At 49.3% G+C, this 19,366-nt stretch carries 14 protein-coding genes; 6 read left to right on the top strand and 8 right to left on the bottom strand.

The window, feature by feature from the left end; all coding sequences use genetic code 11:
* Positions 1 to 121 precede the first annotated feature (121 nt).
* The gene (locus BT105_RS05035; RefSeq protein WP_072299732.1) at positions 122 to 1,183 is read left to right on the top strand and encodes a sensor histidine kinase; all 1,062 of its coding nucleotides are present in this window, start codon (positions 122 to 124) and stop codon (positions 1,181 to 1,183) included.
* A 191-nt stretch (positions 1,184 to 1,374) separates the two neighbouring features.
* The gene (locus tag BT105_RS05040) at positions 1,375 to 1,998 is read left to right on the top strand and encodes a response regulator transcription factor (RefSeq protein WP_072299733.1); all 624 of its coding nucleotides are present in this window, start codon (positions 1,375 to 1,377) and stop codon (positions 1,996 to 1,998) included.
* A 186-nt stretch (positions 1,999 to 2,184) separates the two neighbouring features.
* Here BT105_RS05040 and BT105_RS05045 read toward each other — a convergent pair whose 3' ends face one another.
* Positions 2,185 to 5,490, bottom strand: a complete 3,306-nt coding sequence (locus tag BT105_RS05045; RefSeq protein WP_072299734.1) for a CotH kinase family protein — start codon at positions 5,488 to 5,490, stop codon at positions 2,185 to 2,187.
* Between the two features lie 608 nt (positions 5,491 to 6,098).
* Between BT105_RS05045 and BT105_RS05050 the strand changes: the two genes are divergently transcribed.
* Entirely contained in the window at positions 6,099 to 6,845 is a 747-nt protein-coding gene (locus tag BT105_RS05050; protein WP_072299735.1) for a DUF2461 family protein, read from the top strand.
* A 353-nt stretch (positions 6,846 to 7,198) separates the two neighbouring features.
* Here BT105_RS05050 and gpr read toward each other — a convergent pair whose 3' ends face one another.
* Positions 7,199 to 8,047, bottom strand: a complete 849-nt coding sequence (gpr, locus tag BT105_RS05055) for a GPR endopeptidase (RefSeq protein WP_072299736.1) — start codon at positions 8,045 to 8,047, stop codon at positions 7,199 to 7,201.
* 226 nt (positions 8,048 to 8,273) lie between these two features.
* Here gpr and rpsT point away from each other — a divergent pair, with 226 nt between their 5' ends.
* Positions 8,274 to 8,534: a 30S ribosomal protein S20 gene (gene rpsT, locus BT105_RS05060; RefSeq protein ID WP_028513928.1), complete on the top strand. Its 261-nt coding sequence runs from the start codon at positions 8,274 to 8,276 to the stop codon at positions 8,532 to 8,534.
* A gap of 244 nt (positions 8,535 to 8,778) precedes the next feature.
* Here rpsT and BT105_RS05065 read toward each other — a convergent pair whose 3' ends face one another.
* The 6 genes from BT105_RS05065 to BT105_RS05090 all read right to left on the bottom strand — a co-directional run bounded on the left by BT105_RS05065 (position 8,779) and on the right by BT105_RS05090 (position 15,918).
* Positions 8,779 to 8,985, bottom strand: coding sequence for a hypothetical protein (locus BT105_RS05065; protein ID WP_072299737.1), 207 nt, complete (start codon positions 8,983 to 8,985; stop codon positions 8,779 to 8,781).
* A gap of 25 nt (positions 8,986 to 9,010) precedes the next feature.
* Positions 9,011 to 9,520, bottom strand: a complete 510-nt coding sequence (locus BT105_RS05070) for a flavin reductase family protein (RefSeq protein WP_072299738.1) — start codon at positions 9,518 to 9,520, stop codon at positions 9,011 to 9,013.
* A 111-nt stretch (positions 9,521 to 9,631) separates the two neighbouring features.
* On the bottom strand, positions 9,632 to 10,387 hold the full coding sequence (gene spo0A, locus BT105_RS05075; protein ID WP_028513925.1) for a sporulation transcription factor Spo0A: 756 nt from the start codon (positions 10,385 to 10,387) through the stop codon (positions 9,632 to 9,634).
* Between the two features lie 191 nt (positions 10,388 to 10,578).
* Positions 10,579 to 11,889 carry a hypothetical protein gene (locus BT105_RS05080; protein WP_072299739.1) on the bottom strand — a complete coding sequence of 437 codons (1,311 nt, stop codon included), beginning with the start codon at positions 11,887 to 11,889 and terminating at the stop codon, positions 10,579 to 10,581.
* A 16-nt stretch (positions 11,890 to 11,905) separates the two neighbouring features.
* Positions 11,906 to 13,579, bottom strand: coding sequence for a glycosyl hydrolase (locus BT105_RS05085; protein WP_072299740.1), 1,674 nt, complete (start codon positions 13,577 to 13,579; stop codon positions 11,906 to 11,908).
* Between the two features lie 17 nt (positions 13,580 to 13,596).
* Positions 13,597 to 15,918, bottom strand: a complete 2,322-nt coding sequence (locus tag BT105_RS05090; RefSeq protein ID WP_072299741.1) for a glycoside hydrolase family 95 protein — start codon at positions 15,916 to 15,918, stop codon at positions 13,597 to 13,599.
* Between the two features lie 462 nt (positions 15,919 to 16,380).
* Here BT105_RS05090 and BT105_RS05095 point away from each other — a divergent pair, with 462 nt between their 5' ends.
* Both BT105_RS05095 and BT105_RS05100 read left to right on the top strand, forming a co-directional pair.
* Positions 16,381 to 17,877, top strand: a complete 1,497-nt coding sequence (locus BT105_RS05095) for a hypothetical protein (RefSeq protein ID WP_072299742.1) — start codon at positions 16,381 to 16,383, stop codon at positions 17,875 to 17,877.
* Positions 17,870 to 19,252, top strand: a complete 1,383-nt coding sequence (locus BT105_RS05100) for a hypothetical protein (RefSeq protein ID WP_072299743.1) — start codon at positions 17,870 to 17,872, stop codon at positions 19,250 to 19,252. Before BT105_RS05095 ends, BT105_RS05100 begins: the two co-directional genes overlap by 8 nt.
* Positions 19,253 to 19,366: the final 114 nt, after the last annotated feature.

Consider the following 19,366-nt stretch of genomic DNA (forward strand, 5'->3'; position numbering starts at 1 on the left):
GCCCTTGCAGATACGCAAATCATAGATTTGCTCCCTGCAATCGGGCGATTATAGCATAAAGCTTCGCTTTTATGCTATAATTGATGCAAAGCATTTATCAAATCAGAAAGGCGGTGTGAGATTGAACAGACTTATCGACAAACTTGCAATACTTCTTTTGTGCATGATGAGCCTTGCTATGAGCGACAGCTTCATTGAGCCTGTTATCGTGGTCATAACGGCAGTCACGGCTTCTGCGGCTGCGCAGCTCCTGACGGGCAAAGCGGAAGCTTCAATTATCATAGTCGCCTGTTCGTTGGCTTGCGGAGTATTTCCGCTGTTCCTATGTATGATACCGCTGATGCTGTACGACGCATTGTGGGAGAAAAAATGGTGGCTGGTGCTGCCTGCGGCGGCAGTTTTGATAAATATCGGCGATATGAAGATACTTCAGATAGCCATGACCGCAGCAGCTATAGCAGTTACCGTTATAATATATCTTCGTGTTTCGGGACTTGAACAGACCGTCACGAAACTCACACTGCTCCGTGATGAGATAGCAGGAAAGAACCGACAGCTGGGCGAGCAAAACCTCCGACTTGCGCAGGCTCAGGACAACGAGATACATCTTGCCACACTAAAGGAGCGCAACCGTATCGCCCGTGAGATACACGACAATGTGGGACATATGCTCACGCGCTCTCTTTTGCAGTCTGGAGCTCTCATCGTCATCAACAAGGACGAGCAGCTCCGCGAGCCGTTGGAGAGTCTGAAAGCCACTCTCGACAGCGCCATGACCAGTATCCGCGAGAGCGTACACGACCTCCATGACGATTCAATAGACCTGAAAAAGGTCATCGAGGACAGTATCAAAACTGTTGACAGCAGGTTCACAGTTACGCTGGACTGCGACGTAAGCGAGTACATGGCAGGCAATGTGAAGCTTTGCATGATAGGCGTTATCAAGGAGGGGCTGTCCAATGCGGTGAAGCACTCCGCAGGAGATAAGATAAGCATTATCGTCCGCGAGCACCCTGCGTTCTATCAGCTTATGCTGGAGGACAACGGCAGCTGCTCGGAGATAAAGGAAAGCGGCATAGGCTTGAAGAATATGCATGACCGTGTGGAGGCGCTGAAAGGCAGGATAAGCTTTACGCCTTCTGCCGAAGGATTTAAAATTTTTGTTTCGATTCCGAAGCAGTAGATTTTGTAGGGGCTGGCGTCCTCGACAGCCCATTAAGGGACGCCCTATCTTGCAGGGTCCCCTAATCGGGTCCGTCCCCTCTGTCCTTCGGACATCTCCCCATCTTATGTGGAGTCACTCTGCCAAAGGAACACAGTCCCTTTGGAATCCCGTTCATGGGTTCATTAAGTTATTACATAAAAGGAGAAATTATGAATATAGTAGTGATAGACGACGACAAGCTTGTAGCGCTGTCGCTGAAAACAATTCTTGAAAGCACGGGCAGTATTACAGTTGCCGCTATGGGTTCAAGCGGCGAGGAGGCAATAGAGCTCTACCGTCAGCACTGTCCCGATATAATGCTCATGGATATCCGCATGGAGGGCATGACGGGTATCGAAGCAGGCGAGGTCATACTGAAAGAAGCTCCCGAGGCTAAGATACTCTACCTCACCACATTTTCCGACGACGAATACATAGTAAAGGCGCTGAATATGGGTGCAAAGGGCTACATACTCAAGCAGGACTTCGACGGAATAGCTCCTGCCCTTGACGCGGTAATGCGCGGACAGAGCATATTCGGCGACAAGATAATAAATAAGCTCCCCGAGCTGACAGTACCCAAGAAGTTCGACTTTGCTGCTCACGGCATAAGCGACAAGGAGCGCGAGATAATGGAGCTTGTGGCGTTAGGTCTCAGCAATAAGGAGATATCCGAGAAGATATTCCTCGGCGAGGGAACTATCCGAAACTATATCAGCAATCTCCTCGATAAGCTGGAGCTCCGCGACAGGACACAGCTTGCAGTATATTATTACACGGAAGTCAAGGCATAAGCACAAAGAGCCGGAGGTCGCACCCTCCGGCTCTTTGTTGGTGTAACTCGCATGGAGTACATCATATCTTTTCATTGATATTTACACCACATTTCTATTATTGTCAATATATAATGAAGTATACATCGTAAAAAAACAGCGAAGAGTGATTCTTCGCTGTTTTTTTTATGAAGATGGTATAGAAGATTACTTAGTTGGGAGATTCTTTACAAGACCGAGGAGATATTTCTGTATAGCCAGTGCGTCCTCTGTAGTAACACCGTCATTGTTTCCTGCTACATCAGCGTTTGCATATCCGATATCGGTGATGTGGTGGGAATCTGAACCGTTTATGCCGAACTTATTGGGGTTAGCAAGGCTCTGCATGATGATAACTGCGTCTGAAAGGTCAACACTGCCGTCGTTGTTAGCGTCGCCGTACTTTGTTACCTTAGTATCGCCTGACTTTGTTGTAGTGAATGTTACCTGTACTGATGTGGTTGTTGTCTTGGAAGTAGTTGTAGTAGTTACAGGCTTTGTTGTTGTGATTGCAGGAGCGCCGCCCTCTTTGTATACAGCCTTGATAGATACGCCCTCGCTTACGGGAACTGTTATCTCGTCTGATGAAGTATCGCTTACTGTAGCGCCTGTTACCTCCCAGTGGTCGAAGCTGTAGCCTTCCTTGGCTGTAGCCTTTACGGTTACAGGATAGTCTGTGAAGTACTTTCCGCTCCATGTGCTGAGAGAATCGTCAAGCTTAATAGTATTGAACTTTACAGAGCCCTTGCTGCCGTCGTTGCTTACTGATACGCTTGCAAGACTGCCTGTGAGGCCCATGTAGCTCTTCATCTGGCTTGTAACGTTGCTGTATCTTGTATTGTAGAATGTTTCGAGGAGCTGATAATCCTGATCGAAAGTAGACTCATTGTGAGTGTGCTTGGATGACGGGAAACGCTTGTATGTATCAAGTATCTGCTGCTTGAAGCCCTTGTAGTAGTTGATAGCTTCTGTAGTCTTCTTGGTATCGAAGTTATAGTTAGCCATATCCATGAAGCTGAGCTCGAACTGCTTCTTGAATTCAGCGTTCTTCATGAGGTTTGTGAAAGCTCCGCTGAGAGATGCGCCGCCTCCCATGAAGCCGCCCCAGCCTCCCATACCGCCGCCGCCGCCGAACTGGCTGAAGCTGTTGTAGGTAGGACCTGTTTCGTTTACCTTGTCTGCAAGATTTGCAGCATACTCTGTATCAAAGAGCACCATGCGCCATTTGCCGTCTGCGTAAGGATTCTCGGGATCGACTGTATTTGCACGCCATACGCCTGTGTTGTTGCTTGGCCAGTCCTTGTTAGCCCAGTATATCTGAGCTGCGAAGTAGTCGATAAAGCTCTGGATATCGAGCTTTTCAGCTATCTGCTGATAAGCTGCGCCGCTTGTCATATCAGCGCTTGAAATCTGGCTGAGGAGGCTGTTCCACTCGGTGAGATCCTGATCGTTGCCGTCCTCAAGAGAACCGTTCTTGATGAAGGAAACGTCGTTCTTCTTGATACCGTAATGTGACTTGAAGTAATCTGTGTTGTACTTCTCCATGAGCTGATAGATGCCCCAGAATTCGCCGTCGATGAAGAGTATGCACTCGCTTGTAGCCTGAGTAGCCATATCTCTGTCGCCAACGAGAGACTGGTTCACTGAGTCACGGAAGAAGCCAGCCATGTTGTCGTTTCCGCCGTTTCTTATAGTGAAGCCGTCGAATGTGTCGATGACCTTGTTATTCTTTTCCTTGGTTGATTTGCCCTCGAAGAGGTCATACTCAACACTGCTCTTGCCGTAGTCCTGACGAGCGAAGATGTTGAAGCTCTTCTGAGCCCATGCACGGGAAGCTGCGCCCTTGGTTCTGATGCCGACGTTCTGGGAAACAACGCTCTTGCCGTTTTCGAATATCTCGATATTGGCAGGACGCTCCCATTCTGAGCCCTTCTGGTTGTAGTTAGCCTGCGACATGAATGCGAAATCTCCCATTCCGCCGCCGCCGAAGCCGCCCATGCCGCCAAATCCGCCAGCGCCGCCCTGCTGACCGTCGCCGCCAGCTGCGCCGCCGAACTGGCTCCAGTCAAATCCGCCTGCACCGCCTGCTGCTGCACCGCCTGCTGCTGCACCGTCGCCGCCAGCTGCGCCGCCGAACTGACTCCAGTCAAATCCGCCTGCACCGCCTGCTGCTGCACCGTCACCGCCAGCTGCGCCGCCGAACTGGCTCCAGTCAAATCCGCCGTTCTGACCGCCCATGTTCCAGCCGCCCTGCTGAGCGCCTCCTTGCTGTGTATCTTCATCTGCATTGACTACAGGACCGCCGGCGCCGCCGAGCTGTATATCGCCCATATTGAAGCCGCCCTGCTGACCGTTGCCCTGCTGCTGACCGCCCATGTTCCAGTTGCCCATGTTGAAGCCGCCCTGCTGCTGTCCGTTCTGTCCCTGAGCAGGCTGTCCCTGTCCCGGGTTGCCCCAGTTGCCCATGCCGGGGAAGGTCATGCCTCCGCCGCCCTGGTCGTAAACCTTGCCCAGTACATAGATACCCTTGTCGTAATCGAAGAGGTTATCGGGATCTGTAACCAGTGAGATGACCTTCATCTTCTTGTATCTTTCAACGTTAGCTGAGCCAACGAAGTATGTCTTTGTGATGATATCGCTTGCTCTGCCCTGCGAGTCAACAGCTACAGCGCGGACTACAGCAGCCTTGAGAACGCCCTCATCGGGAGCGAGGATATCTGTATAAGCTGTGATATCAGTTCTTGCGCTGTATTTGTTGGGCTCGCTTGTCATATCCTTTATTGTAAGAGGAGAGGAATACTTTTCTGAGGAAGCTGTAGGATCGCTTCCGTCTGTTGTATAGTAAACTGTAGTGCCCTGCGGTACTTCTATAGAGAGTGAGAAGCCGTTGTCATAGAATCCGCTCTCTGCTGAGAAAGAGGGAGTTCTTACAGCGTTTGAGCCCTCGGGAGCCTTGTTTTCAGCGTTTGGAGTGCCTGCCAGCACATAGAACTCGCCGCTGCCGTCGGGATACTGACCATATGAGGTATCCTTAGCCATATCGCCGAATGTTACCTGTGAAGCTATATTGCCTGCTTTATCGGTAAGTGTGAGAGTCTCGCCGCTGGTTGAAAGACCGAAAGGAGCTATCTCCTTGTTGGTCTCGCCTGCTGTGCCGTCGCAGAAGATTATCTTTCTGCCGCCTGCCTGAAGAGTAGTGCCCTCGGGGATAGTGAAGCGATAGGGTGTCTCCGCCTTGTCTGTGATACCCCAGCCGCTGATGTCTACAGCGCTGCCCGAGCCGTTGTAGAGCTCTATCCAGTCATATGTGCCGCCGTCGCGTGCAGCATATGAATCGTTCTTTGGACAAACTTCGTTGATAGTAACAGTGCCTGCCGCAGCAGCCTGACTTGCAGGCATAAGACCTGCTGTGCCGAGGAGCATAGCAAGGCTCATGATACCTGCGCCTGTACGCATAGCTGATTTCTTGAACATAATACGTCCCTCCATAATGATTTTTCATGTTTTTGAGCGTGATACCGCCCGATTTTTCGATTAATCTTTAAGTAGATAATAAATAAATAGTCTTAAAATAATCTTAAAGTAAACTGAAAATGAAAAATGTGGAAAATGAACTTAAAGTTCAATATATCGGGATATCTGGCAATTTCAGTATATCATTATCACCAAAGGAAGTCAACTAACAGCGCAAATTTTGAATAAATTATGAAAAAGTCAGCAATAAATGAAACGTTCTGTGCACAAAAGGTGTACTGAATATCCAGAAAAAACCGCTTGACGTCCCCGTAAATATAGGGTATCATATTGTATGGGCGGATATTATCCGCCCGCGAATAGCATTACAACTTGTAAGGGACGCCGCCCTCGGCGTCCCGTTAAGGGAACGCCCTCTCTTGCAGGGCGTCCCTCTTCCCAAAACAGTCCACTGGACTGTTTTTGAAATTCACCCTTGCGGAGCGCCTTACGTCTTTTGGGCTTTGCCCAATCCCACCAGAGGCGCTGCCTCTGGACTCCGCCAAAGGAACACAGTCCCTTTGGAATCCCGTTCATAGGTTCAGCAAATATTAATAAAGGAGAAGACAATGTTTCAAGGTTTTTCACAGGAAGCTCTGGAATTCCTGCTTGGCATAAGACACAACAACAATAAGGACTGGTTCGAGCCGCGGAAAAAGATATACACCGAGAAGATATTCGAGCCCATGAAGGCTCTCGGTGAGGAGCTTTTCGCGCCCTTTGCCGATGTCGACGGCATGATGTACAAGGTTGGCAGGATATATCGCGACGAGAATTTCGCGCCCTATCTCCACTACCGCGATACCATGTGGATATATGTCCGCTATGACGCATGGTACTGGAACAAGACTCCCACCCTGTATTTCGAGCTTTCTCCCGAGGGGGCAGAGTTCGGTTTCCGTATCTCCAAGCCCGAAGCCGCCGTTATGGAGCGTTTCCGCAGCGGACTTCTTGAAGAATCGGAGCCGTTTATCAACATGGTAGATGAACTTGTTGAAAACTACGGACTTACTCTCGGCGGTGACGAGTACAAGCGGAAAAAGTCCTGTCCCGTACCCGAGCTTGAGCGCTTCTTTATTAAAAAAGGGCTGAGCCTTTACACAAAGGTCAGCGAGCCAGCGGAGCTTTTCTCCCGAAAAATAGCCGAGCACACCGCCGAGGTGTTCAAGGCGCTGCAGCCTGTAAACGACTATTTCCACGAAATTGTTGAAATTGAGGAGCTTGCAAAGGCTCTTGAAAAAGAGGACAAGCTCCAAACAGAGCCCGAGCCCGAGATAAACATGGTAAAAGCTCCCGATGTTGAATTCATGTGGTAGCGCGGAGCCCGCACAACCTTGCCACGCGAGCTGAGCCAGCTCGACCGCAGCCACGTTGCCGCTCGGCGCGGAGCCCGCGCTGCCTTGCCACGTTGTCGCTCGGCGCGGAGCCCGCGCTGCCTTACCACGTTGTCGCTCGTAAACTCGCTCACTTTTTCCAAAAACGTTACCTGTACATCGCTTACGGCACATTGTATATTATATGCGGAACGAATCAAATCTGTAGGGGCGGATATTATCCGCCCGTCGATTATATGTTGTGTAGGTTATTTGTAGGGAACGCCGCATTCGGCGTTCCGTAAATGCGGCAAAAATAACGGGCGAGCGGAACTCGCCCCTACAATAATTATGAATTAAAACAGCCCTCTTACGTCCTCAAAGCTGAGAGTCGGCTGCAATGCGAGATTTATCCCGAATGCAAGGAGCTGAGAGGCTCTTTCGGTCAGTCGGTCTATATCACGGGGAGTTACCATCATGTTGGGCAGCTCCCCGTTTATGCTTTTTCCCGTGAGGCTTCTCACTATGGTATGCATATCCACAACTGTGGGGACTCCCACAGCTATGACGGGAATGTGGAAAAGCTTCTCCGAGAGCTCCTGCCGACGGTTGGAAACGCCGCTCCCCGGGGAAATTCCCGTGTCCGTGAGCTGTATCGTGGTGCCGAGACGGCTAATATCCGTGCAGGCGAGGGCGTCAATGGCGATTATGGCGGCAGGGCGGAGCTCCGCCGATATTGCGCGGACTATCTCCGCAGTCTCGATACCCGTCTGTCCCATGACTCCCCCTGCAAAGGCGCTGACAGGGCGCAGGGATGTGAGGAAGTGCTCCTCGCCGCTGTCAAGCTCACCGCGCAGATGCCGCGTAGCAAGCACCTTTGCGGCAGTCTGCGGACCTATGGCGTCGGGAGTTATATCGTTGTTGCCAAGCCCCACTACAAGGACCTCCCCCTCGGGCAGAAGTGCGGCGAGCTCCTGCGAAAGCTCCTGAGCCATGAGCTGATAATTGTCGGAAAATCGGCTCAAACTGCTACCCTCAAGGGTGATGTAGCGCCCCCTGCCCTTGCCGATAGCGTCAAGGCAGCTGTCGTCGTCGATGATGATCTCCGTAATGTCGAAGGCTTCTCCCCGAGTATAGATGTGAACGTTTTCGGGAAGACTGTCGGCAGAGAAGCTTTCAAGCGCTAAATCTGTGCGTATTTCCATGATTTCCTCCATATTGTGCATATTGCTTTAATTGTGGAAAATATTTCTAAGGATAATTTCACTTTTAACTATTGAAAACAATGTGGAAAAATGCTATAATTATATTTGTCTCAGTATGGCAGCTGTGCGTTGCAGCTGTCGGGAGTGAACGAACCCGTGTTTGCTCCTATTATCTGTAAGATGCGGACGAATATACAGTCTGCATTATCCAAGGAGGTGTAACAAAATGCCAAACATTAAGTCTGCTAAGAAGAGAGTAAAGGTTAATGCAACAAAGGCTGCTGCTAACAAGGCAAGAAAGTCTAATCTCAAGACTATCCTCAAGAAGGCTGACGCTGCTGTAGCAACAGGTTCTGCTGATAAGGCAGAGGCTATCAAGGTTGCTATCAAGAGAGTTGACCAGGCTTGCGCAAAGGGTCTTATGCACAAGAATAAGGCTGCAAGAAAGAAGTCACAGCTCGCTAAGAAGCTCAACTCTGCTGAGTAATCGGTCTCTTTAATATAAGAATCAAAAACCCCTTGCGGACGACTCACGGTCTGCAAGGGGACGTTTTTTTATCAGTTATTAGTGATTAGTCATTAATCATGTAGGGGCGAGTTCCGCTCGCCCGTGAGTTCCTGATAAATCATTGTAGTGGCGCCATTTTGGCACCACTACAGCTTCTAATCACTAATAACTAACAACTAATCACTAAAAATGCGTGATAAACTTTGTTTATCACGCATTTTTCTTAGCTCATCTTAGATTTAGCGACTTCGCGGAGAACGTGCTCCATAACTTCTTCGGGAGTAGGGACTTTTCCCTTGCCGATATTATTGATAGGTGCGTTGGGGTTCTTGCAGGCTTCTGCAATTGATTTCTCTATCTCGCGCTTTACTTCCTCTTCACTTACGCCATTCTGTTTTGCGATGCTTTTGAAAATATCGTTGCTTTTCATTCGACCTCTCCTTTAAAACAGTGTTTTATTCCTTTACGTATACTCCGACTATCTCTGAGATGTAAGCGCGGTGATAAGCGTCGCCGTTGAAGAACTTCTCAGGGATACCGTCGTCTGTGATGAAGCCGCTCTCCTGTAAGTCGTAGCTGTAGAGCTTACGGCATACAAGTACCAGCTCTGACTCTGCAAATGTCACACAGCCGTCTATCTCAGCAGGAGTGAGACCTGTTTCCTTTGCCTTGTCGCAGTCTCTGCCCGAATGTGAGCCGCAGAAGGAAAGGGCTTTTCTGTATTCCTCGCCGAGGAATGATACCGTATAGCACTCGTTATCCTCGATATATCCGTAGGTATAGCGTGTAGGTCTTACATAGCAGGTAAGTACGTTCTTGTTCCAGAGAACGCCAAGCTGTCCCCACGAAGCGGTCATGGTATTGAAATTATCCTTGTTTCCGCCTGTGAGAAGCATCCACTGCTTGCCGATCTTCTCAAAGGGATTGAATGAAAGCTCATTGATCTCGATTTTTTTGAAAGCCATGATAAATCTCCTTTTTTATTTTTTGTTATGTCGAGTCTCTTCTCCGCTGTAGGTCGGGGTGAGGCTTTTTACTTTAATATGATATTCGGGATCATCACGGCTTATACAGCGTCAGTGGGTTCTCAGCGCTGATTTATAGCGCAGTCTCAGCTTATCTGTGATAAGTGCGATAAATTCCGAATTTGTGGGCTTTCCCTTTCCCGTATCTACGGTGTAGCCGAAAAAGGAATTGAGAGTATCCACGTTGCCCCTGTCCCATGCTATCTCGATAGCGTGGCGGATAGCGCGTTCAACGCGTGAGGACGTAGTATCGTAGATACCTGCCACAGTGGGATAAAGCAGCTTTGTAACGCTGTCCAGCAGAGTTTTGTCCTCTATGGAGTAGAGTATAGCTGTTCTCAGATAGTGATACCCTTTTATATGGGCAGGAACGCCCAGCTGGTGTATCATATCGGTGACTACTACCTCCATATCGTCGCTGAAGCTGCTTGCTCTGTCGCCGAGTGCGGAGTTTATAGCGGCACACAGGTCGTCTGCACTGCAAGGACGGAGCAGGAACTTTGAAGCACCGTTCTCGATGACCTGTTTTTCGATGAACTCGTTGTCGTAGGCAGAGGTGACGATGAAAACAGGCGGCTTTACGCCCATTTCACGTACAGTTTTCATAAGGGATATGATATCGCCGTTCTGTGACGATATATCCAGCACAGCAGCGTCGGGGGGATCCTTTTTTATGGATTCCAGTATAACGCCGCAGTCCTTGCGCCTTGTATAGGCATACATACCCTTTTCGCGGAGCTTATTGGCTGTGCTCACGCCTGTTTCGGCAGAGTCGTCGCCGATAAGTACCTTGATCTTGTTATTCATATTTTATACCTCCTTTTGCATGGCAGTCTCATGACCGCAATATCAATGATATCACATCGCAAAAGGAGCAGCAACGGCTAATTATAGGACTTTCTGCGTTATTTATTCGGGAAATGCCGCAAATTATAAGTGTAATAAATCGCCGTCGAAAGCCGCTGTCGCATAAAACTGAAAATCTATGAATAAAGCGGTTATTTCCGCTTTTTTCTGTGAAGGACGCCCTCCGACATTTCTCTTACCCTTGTACCCTCGGGGAAAAGCTTGTCGGCAAGCTTCTGCAAAGCGTTCTTTTTGACTGTTTCTGTATGAACGGGAGCAAGCTTAGGCTCGCTGGCGGCTTTACTCCACTTTTTTTTCACATTATCGGAAAGATAGGGTATTATCTTGTTTCTATCGCCGATATAGCTGTGCAATTCGAGGAATTTTAGCGGCAGCTGACAGCCTTCGCCGCCGTATTTCCCGAGGAAGTCGCCGAAGTGGAAGTCCAGCATCTCCTCGAAATCCCTTTTTCCGTCCATAATGCCCTTATTGTTCTTCATGCCCTCGATGAGAGCCTTCTGCTGGTCGTTTTCGGGCTCAAAGTCCTCAATGAAGCCCAGAGGTCCCAGCACTATAAAGCCTATCATGTGGTCATCGCCGCAGAAGTCGCTCTTTGGCGCTTTTGTCTGCGGTATATCGAAGCCGTAGGCGGCATAAAGGGCAAATGCACATCTCAGCGCCATGAACTTATCCTCGTCGATATCGTAGAGGTGTTCCTCCTCAACGTAGCCGCGGAGCCTGCCCGACTTTACCATGAGCTGGAGCACGGGCTGAAGCATAAGCGAGCGCATACCCCTGACAATGGGGGCTTCAACGTCATTGGTGAAGTTTCCGCCGATATGGAGGATATTCCCTGCACTTGTGCCCGATTTCTTGATAACGGCGTCGAGATAGGCGCTTCCTGCGGAATCGGGGATATTCTGCTCGGCAGGGATAACTATGGCGTCATATGAGCCGTATCCGCAGTTGCAGAGCACCTTGACCACCACATCTCTCGGATAGTATGAATCCGAAACGATTATGACCTTATGGCGGCAGTCCTTGGCTTTATCGAAGAGAAGCTTTCCCATTTTTCGCGGAAAGGCGAAATGCTCAACAAGGTCGCATTCCCTTGTCATCAGCTTTTCCCTTGCCGTCGGAGGGAGTCCGCTTATCTTCATGAATATGTCGTATATCTTTTCAAGGGTGACGTTGCTTTTGAGGGCGTATTTCTTCTCGGCAGCCTTCTGCGCCTCGATCCTCAGCTCGGAAAAGGTCTTGCTGCCCGTACTGAACATTGCGAAGTCCTCCTCCATGAAGAGGAAGATGTCCTCATTCCGTGAAAACGGCATAAGCACCAGCGTATCCCACATCTTGAAGCTCGTGGCGGAGTGGTCGTTGCGGGACACCTCATGGAGCATTTTCACGGTCAGTTCGTCCTGCGGCGGAGAATTATGCCGCAGTGGTGAAAATTCGTCGTTCATGCCGCACCTCTTTTCGTTATTTTGCGGTTGTCGTCGGAGCTGATGATGTCTCCGTTTCTTTTTCCTTTTCCTTTGGCTCGATGCCGCGCATTTTCTGATACTCGTCAAGAGTCATGGCGCCGTCGGAGTTGTATGCTCTTATAAGAGCGTCCTTGCTGGTGAATTCCTCGTTGTACTCGCCCTTTTCGTTCTGAACGTACTTGCCGTACCAAACGCCGAAGAATGACCATACTGCGTTGTCGCGGAAAGCCGTGTCCATATCGGGAACGCTTCCGCATTCGCTGATAGCGATGAGCTTATCCGTGCCCGTGAACTTCTGTACAGCGGCAAATTCCTCATAGAATCGGCTGCCGTAGTCTTTTTCGCCGTTGAAATAAAGGTCAACTGAAGCTATATCGAATGTGCGCTTGTCAACCATAGCGGTGTTGCTCTGACCGTTCCATATCCAGATGAGGTTGTCCAGCTCGAAATACTTGGTAAAGCGGTCGTAAATGAGCTTCCAGAGCCACTTGTAGCTCTCAGAGCCCTTTGCGCCCCACCAGTACCAGTCGCCGCAGCCCTCGGGGAGAGGTCTCCACAGCACGGGTACTCCTCTGTTTTTCAGCGAGGTGAGCTGACCTGCCATATTGTCTATATCAAGTAAAAGTCCGTAGCATTCCTTGGAAATATCGCCCTTGCTGTAGAGCTCGCGGAGCTCTTCCTCCGTAAGCTCGGCGATCTCCTTGTCGGTGACAGCCTTGGAAATATCGAAATCAGTATCCTCTGTGCGGACGGCGCTCTTTTTCTCCGAGGGAGCCTTCCAGTACCAGCTTACACAGGAAATACCGCCGTTCAGGTACCATTCCGCAGCCGCGTCCACTTCCTTGAAGCTTGCGTCGTAGCTGTTGTCGGGGACTTCAAAATTCGAGAAGCGTATAACAGGGTATTTGCCTGTTGTGCGGTAAACAAGGTCAAGCTCGGAGTTGTCGCCGCCGTAGGCATACTGACCTGTTATCATATATTTTCCGTAGTTCTCGGAGAGGAATGACATGAGCTCCTTTGCGGATTCCCCTGCCTTTTTGTTTACAAGCTCGCCCTTTGCGTCGTAGCTTATATCGCTGAGGGAGGTATTGTTCTCGATTTTGAGATAATCAAGGCACATATCGCCGTTTTCGGGAGTAATTTCCAGTTTTTGCTTGCCCTTTGTGAGGAAAACGCCGTAAATGGTGATATAAGTGAACTTTCCGTTGTCGGTAGTTTTGAACTCGGTGAGCTGCTCGTCGCCCAGCTTCAAGCGGCAGGTAACAGCCTTGTCCGTTGAGATATTGAAGGAAAGGTCGTAGTGCTGATTGCTGGGCACGTCTATCTCGAATACCACCGAAGCCTTGCCCTCGCTGCCGAAGCCTGTAACATAGCCGTCGCCGCTGAATTCGGGCAGGTCTGTGGCAGCCTTGGCGCCGCCTTTCAGCTCAGCCTTTTCAGCCTCGTAAAGATTGCCAGAGGCTTTCTTTTCTATCTCGGGATAGGTCACGGGATAGTCGGGAAAGGTCTCAACAGGTACGGCAGTAGTTGGCTCTGCGGTCTTTTTAGCGGTAGTTTCCTCCACTATAGGCACAGAAGCCGTCATTTTGTTTTTCTTGTCGCAGGCTGCAAAAGCCGAAGCGGCAGCTCCCACAGCACAGGCGAGAGCTATTATCTTGCGAATATCCATTTATTCCTCCTGTTTTATCAGGCTTTGATATTATATGTCTTACCCTCTTCGGCAGCGATGATGACAACGCCGTCCTCTATAACATAGTCAACTGCTTCTCCGCCGCAGGATACGCTTACAGCGGTGTTAGCTCTCAGGCGCAGCTCTCCGCCGAAGTCAGATGTGATATCGGCATAGCAGAGCCTGCTTTCAGCCCAGTATATGTCAACTGTGAAGCCGCCCTTTGCACGGAGTCCCTTGACGTGACCGTTAGTCCATTCCTCGGGAAGTGCAGGCAGCAGATTTATCTCGCCGCCGCAGCTCTGCATAAGAGCCTCTGCTATAGCGGCTGTAGCTCCGAAGTTGCCCTCTAACTGTAAAGGCGGCTTGGAGTCGGTGAGATTCGGGTTGCAGTAATGTGATATCATGCGTTTGAGGTTTTCCGAGACCATAGTGCCGTCGTAAAGTCTCGCCCACATATTGGTCACCCATGCGCAGCTGTAGCCCATGTGGCTGCCGCCGTTGATAAGTCGGCGTACAAGGGTAGCTCTTGCCGCGTCGGCAAGCTTAGGCGTTTTATAGGGATTTATAAGGTCTGCGGGATACAGGGCGAAGAGCTGGGATATATGTCTGTGACCTATATCGGTCTCGTCGTAGTCCTCCAGCCATTCCATTATCTGACCGTATCTGCCGATGCTCGGCATAGGCAGCTTTCTAAGCATATCCGCTAATTTTGCGGCAAATGCCTCGTCTTTTCCGAGGATATTTGCAGCCTTTATGGTATCGGCAAAGAGCACGGTGAGTATCTGCGAATCCATTGCAGGGCTCATGCATATGCTTGCCGAAGTGCCGTTTTTGTCGATATAGGTGTTTTCGGGAGACACCGACGGACCTGTCAGCAGTCTGCCCTTTTCGTCGGCGGTGAGGTATTCCGTGAAGAACTCCGCCGCTTCCTTTAATATATGGTATTTCTCTTCAAGGAAGTCCCTGTCGAGAGTATATTCATAGTGCTCGAATATGTGGATAGCCAGCCAAGCGCCGCCCATAGGCCATATGCTTGATGTGGCAAGCTCGTCCTGAGGAGCTGTATCTCCCCATATATCCGTAGAATTATGGCATACAAAGCCCTTGTTTATGCCGTACATTTCCTTTGCGGTGACTCTGCCGTTGCCGCAGACGCGCTCCAGCAGGTCAAACAGCGGCATATGGCATTCCGAAAGGTTGCAGCTTTCAGCAAGCCAGTAGTTCATCTCGGTATTGAGATTGAGAGTATAGCGGCTGCCGTTTGGGGGAGCTGTCATTTCGTTCCACAGTCCCTGTAGATTTGCAGGCTGAGTGCCTGCACGGCTGCATGATATGAGGAGGTATCTTCCGAAGTTGAAATAAAGCTCGAAAAGCTTGTTATCATTGATAAGGCGGCGGCAGTCCAGATTGTCCAGCTCGTTGCCTTTGAGACGGTCGATACGCTCGTTTGTATTGAGGAAGGCTATCTCCTCGTTGTCGCTGTTGTCGTTGAGAGAGAGCTCCACGCGGTCAAAAAGCTCCCTGTAGTCGTTAACGTGTCGGTAGTAGAGCTCATCGAAGTCGCACTGCATAGCCATTTCCGCGTCAAGCTGAGCGGATTCCTCGAACATCTGGCTATAGAAGCTTGTGCGTACAGAGAGGACTATCAGTACCTCGTCTGCATTTTTCACGCAGAGCTTACTGCCTGACGTTCTGACCTCGCCGTTTTTAGCATTTGCGCCGAGACAGGCTGCATAGAGGATACCGCCGCGGCTGTTTGTGCCGCCGTTAAAGAGTATCATATTGCTGCCGCAGGGGCGGTTGTCGTCGAAGTTATCCTCGCGGCTGTCCATATAGCATGAAAGGGACACCGACTGAGGCTGTGAAGCCGAGATACGCACTACCATGACTTCATCGGGTGCTGATACGAAATATTCCTTGGTATAGACGATATCAGCCGCAGTAAATGAAGCGTCCGCAACGGCGCTGCCGATATCGAGGCTTCGTGAGTAGCTAAGAGCCTTACCGCCCAGCTCAAGGTCGATGTGGAGCTCGCCGAGGGGCATATAGCGCCTCATATTGGGAGTTACGCCCTGCATTTTGCTGAGAGCGACCTCCTCAGCTTCGTGGGGCTTGCCCTCCATAAGGAGCGCTCTTGCCTCCATGAAGCCGTCCTTTGCCTCGGGATTTATCCTGTGGCGCAGACCGCCTGACCATATGGAGTCCTCGTTGAGGACTATAGACTCCTTGGCAGGAGTGCCATATATCATAGCTCCGATTCGTCCGTTACCTATAGGGAGAGCTTCGCTGAAGCTCTCAGCTGGGAAGTCGTATTTCATTAAAGTTTCAGTACTCATATTTCATCTCCTATAGACATTGTTAAACGTTTGCCAAAACACATTATAACACATCTTAAAAAAAATATCAAGTTTACGGAAAAAATAGCCATATATGGGCGGATTTAGCCCTTAGCCCATGTAGGGGACGGCGTCCTCGACGTCCCATAATTGCAGCACATTGACACATTGGCGAAAAAAATGTAAAATATAATGGTAATTAATGTGTTTATTTAAGGGACGCCCTCTCTTGCAGGGCGTCCCTAATCGGGCTCGGCACCCTCTGTCAGCTTTGCTGACATCTCCCCACCCTGTGGGGAGTCACCCTTGACCTGACCAAAGGAACACAGTCCCTTTGGAATCCCATTCATATTTAAGCAAAATAAAACAGATATATTTTTTTATTTTAACAACAAAAAACTTCGTCTTTTTTGCCTTCAGAAATCACTTATTATAGAATAACTATCCGAAAGGGGCAGTATTATGAAAAAATTCATCAGTATATTAGCAGCTCTTACACTTATGGCAGGCTGTTTTTCCTGCAGCGAGGAAAAGGACTCAAAGTCCGACAGCAAGCCTGTTGAGGCTGATACAACTATATCCGAAGCAGACGGCTCGGTGGACGAGCCCGTAGTTCAGCAGCAGGCGGAGTTCCGCGAATACCAAGCCGAGGACTTCAAGACTATCAACGTAAACCTCACCAAGACCGACAAGGAGCCGCCGTTCAAGCTCCACAGCCTTAATATCAGCGAGCTGGACTTCGGCGAGCGTATCTCGCCATGCAAGCAGGGCGAGTACCGCGACAAATACAAACCGGATTTCAGCGACATCGACGATCCTGATATAGATGATGAATACAGGGAATATATGGAGAGTGTCAGGACGGAATGGGAGAATATCTGTAAGGTGCCCGCAAAGGGCGCTATTCAATTCTGGCGTCAGTGCGGAAACGATATATACGCCGCTGTAGGCTATGACACCTACTGCTCAGGGGGAGACCATGAGGTATCCATCTTCCGCGTTGACGGTCTCACAGGCGAAGCCACGGAGATATACCGCCATTCCGATCCCGAGGAAAGCTTTAATGTTGAAACTATCGCTGTGCCCAATGGAAAGGTATATCTTTCTGTAAAGGATAAAGGTCTCATGTACCTTGACGGCGATAAGCTGGTACCAATGCATTATCTTGAAGGCTATTCCCATTCTCTTATGGGGGATTCCTCGGATAAATTAGTTTTTATGAGCACAAAAACATTTTTAAAGGAAGTTCCCGACGATTATGAGCCGCAGTCTGGCGATATAGTGCCCGAAAAGGACGGAAAAAGATATCTGAATACAGGGGAAGAAAAGGTTATAAGCGAATATCTTCCCGATAAGGACGAATGGAAAGAGATATCGAGAAGAACATACACGCCTGAGGAGATAAACTCGGGGATCGAGTATGAAAACTTACCGCGTGTATACGGCAAGCTTGCTGCCCATACGGAAAAGCCCGAGGGCAAGCGCAAATTGGACGTCGTTACCGACGAATACCGCGTAGGTACGGGTATCACGGGCTTGGATATCCTCTATGCAGACCATGACAGACTGGTGGTCAAGCTCAGCAACAAAAATATCGTTCACGTCTTCGATATGGCAAAAATGGAGCATTATGTGTTGGATTGTTCGGGCTTAGCGCCTATGAGCCAGTATTTCGGGGGTGGAATTTTCGTCTATGCCAACAATATCGAAAGTAATATTTACTATATTATGCCCGAATTAGGACTTACATTCACTTTTAACAAGTTCCATGAAAAAATTGATGAGAGCTATAGCAGCTATATCAATGCGTACAGAGGCGACGGAAGCTTCGGTTTTCAGCAGGGTATTGCCATGAACAAACAAGAGAAACGAGATCCCGAGACCAATAACGTAATCTACACGAATTATGATTACGAGGAAAATATATACTGGGTGAACGGAGATGAAATGAATGGATAAAAGGAAGCTGAGAGCATTTGCGGCGGCTCTTGTAATTGCCGCAGTATCGGCAAATGTGGGCTGCGATGACAAGAAAAAGCCCCAGCCCGTCCCCACAGAGAGCGAGACAGGGGGCGACTACCGCGAGGAGAACAGCGAAGCTCCCGATGTGACGGAAAAGCCCGTGTTCAGGGAGTTTGCCGAGTCCGATTTCAAGGACATCACCCTTTCCGTGAACATAGTGGACAAGGAGCCTCCCGTTGAGGTAAGCTCCGTTGATATCAGCGGCTTTGACTTCGGCGAGAAAGTCCCTGTCTGCAACAAGGAGGAGTTCGCCGAGGACTACTACAACAACAAAGAGCAGTACAACGGACACCCTTTATTCAGGTGGCAGAATTTCGTAAATAAGCCAATAAAGGGTGCCCCATATAAATGCTGTATATGGAACGGAAAATGCTATATCTACGTCTTGTATGATAATTTAAATATATATGACTGGGAGCTCTACAGCTATGATATGGCAGGGGGCAAGCCCGAGGAGATATACAGCTGGTCGGCGGAAACTCCCGATGAATACTGCGAAAGCATGAGCTATTTCTGCGACGGAGCTATGTTCTATACATATCACAAGAACGATGAAAACGACTCCTTGAAGCAGGTCAAGCGGTTCGACCTTGAAACAGGCAAAGAGACCGTGATTTACGAGGACAGGGGCATAGATGTGGGCATATGGCTCAACGAGGATTATTCGGGGAATATATTGCTTCAGGAGCATCATAACGTCAGCCATGAGGATACTGTAATATATATTTACGACAGCGAAAAGGGTGAATTCGTGAAAGAGAACGGTACAGAAGCTCCCGAGGGAAAAATAGTGGCAAGTGACCGTTTCAACGGAGTATATTCCTATCTCGTAAAGCCCGAGGGCAAGCGCAAATATGAATTGGTCAACGACTATTACCGTATCGGTACGGCTCTTACTACAGGACGTATCGTCTATGCCGACGAGAAGATAGCCCTGCTGTACAATAACGTGAAGCTCCATATCTACAATCTTGAAAAAATGGAGCACTGCATTATGGATATATCGGATATGGGCAATGATATGGCGATGTCTGACGGTATGCTGTTCATCGGAAACAGGGGAAAAGATTTCAGAATGCCTGTGTACTGCATGATACCCGAGCTCGGAATAACCTTTCCCATAGTTGAGGACGGTACATACAGCGATATAAGCCAAGCTCCCGACGGCGTGACCTTTAACGAAACAAGTCAGGACGTGCAGGAGATAAACGGCTATGAGATAACCGACGATAACGGAGCAATTTTCTATGCAGGCGGCTATTCTCATGCATACAACAGGATAGACAAGGTCTATACAGTAAAGATGAAATAAAAAAAGGTGCGGATTAACCGCAACACTTATATAGAAGCTTACAGTTAATTATGGGGGAAACCTTTCTGAGGAAAGGTTCTTCCCCATACCCCTTTCCAAAGACTTTTATCTGGT

This window comes from Ruminococcus flavefaciens, from assembly GCF_900119075.1.
GTDB classification, from domain to species: Bacteria; Bacillota; Clostridia; order Oscillospirales; family Ruminococcaceae; genus Ruminococcus; species Ruminococcus flavefaciens_Q.

Coding starts and splice junctions, on each gene's coding strand:
- BT105_RS05070 (WP_072299738.1), bottom strand. CDS start 9,520: ATGGCTTTCAAAAAAATCGAGATCAATGAGCTTTCATTCAATCCCTTT.
- BT105_RS05050 (WP_072299735.1), top strand. CDS start 6,099: ATGTTTCAAGGTTTTTCACAGGAAGCTCTGGAATTCCTGCTTGGCATA.
- BT105_RS05095 (WP_072299742.1), top strand. CDS start 16,381: ATGAAAAAATTCATCAGTATATTAGCAGCTCTTACACTTATGGCAGGC.
- BT105_RS05085 (WP_072299740.1), bottom strand. CDS start 13,579: ATGGATATTCGCAAGATAATAGCTCTCGCCTGTGCTGTGGGAGCTGCC.
- BT105_RS05045 (WP_072299734.1), bottom strand. CDS start 5,490: ATGTTCAAGAAATCAGCTATGCGTACAGGCGCAGGTATCATGAGCCTT.
- spo0A (WP_028513925.1), bottom strand. CDS start 10,387: ATGAATAACAAGATCAAGGTACTTATCGGCGACGACTCTGCCGAAACA.
- BT105_RS05040 (WP_072299733.1), top strand. CDS start 1,375: ATGAATATAGTAGTGATAGACGACGACAAGCTTGTAGCGCTGTCGCTG.
- BT105_RS05090 (WP_072299741.1), bottom strand. CDS start 15,918: ATGAGTACTGAAACTTTAATGAAATACGACTTCCCAGCTGAGAGCTTC.
- BT105_RS05065 (WP_072299737.1), bottom strand. CDS start 8,985: ATGAAAAGCAACGATATTTTCAAAAGCATCGCAAAACAGAATGGCGTA.
- BT105_RS05100 (WP_072299743.1), top strand. CDS start 17,870: ATGGATAAAAGGAAGCTGAGAGCATTTGCGGCGGCTCTTGTAATTGCC.
- BT105_RS05080 (WP_072299739.1), bottom strand. CDS start 11,889: ATGAACGACGAATTTTCACCACTGCGGCATAATTCTCCGCCGCAGGAC.
- rpsT (WP_028513928.1), top strand. CDS start 8,274: ATGCCAAACATTAAGTCTGCTAAGAAGAGAGTAAAGGTTAATGCAACA.
- gpr (WP_072299736.1), bottom strand. CDS start 8,047: ATGGAAATACGCACAGATTTAGCGCTTGAAAGCTTCTCTGCCGACAGT.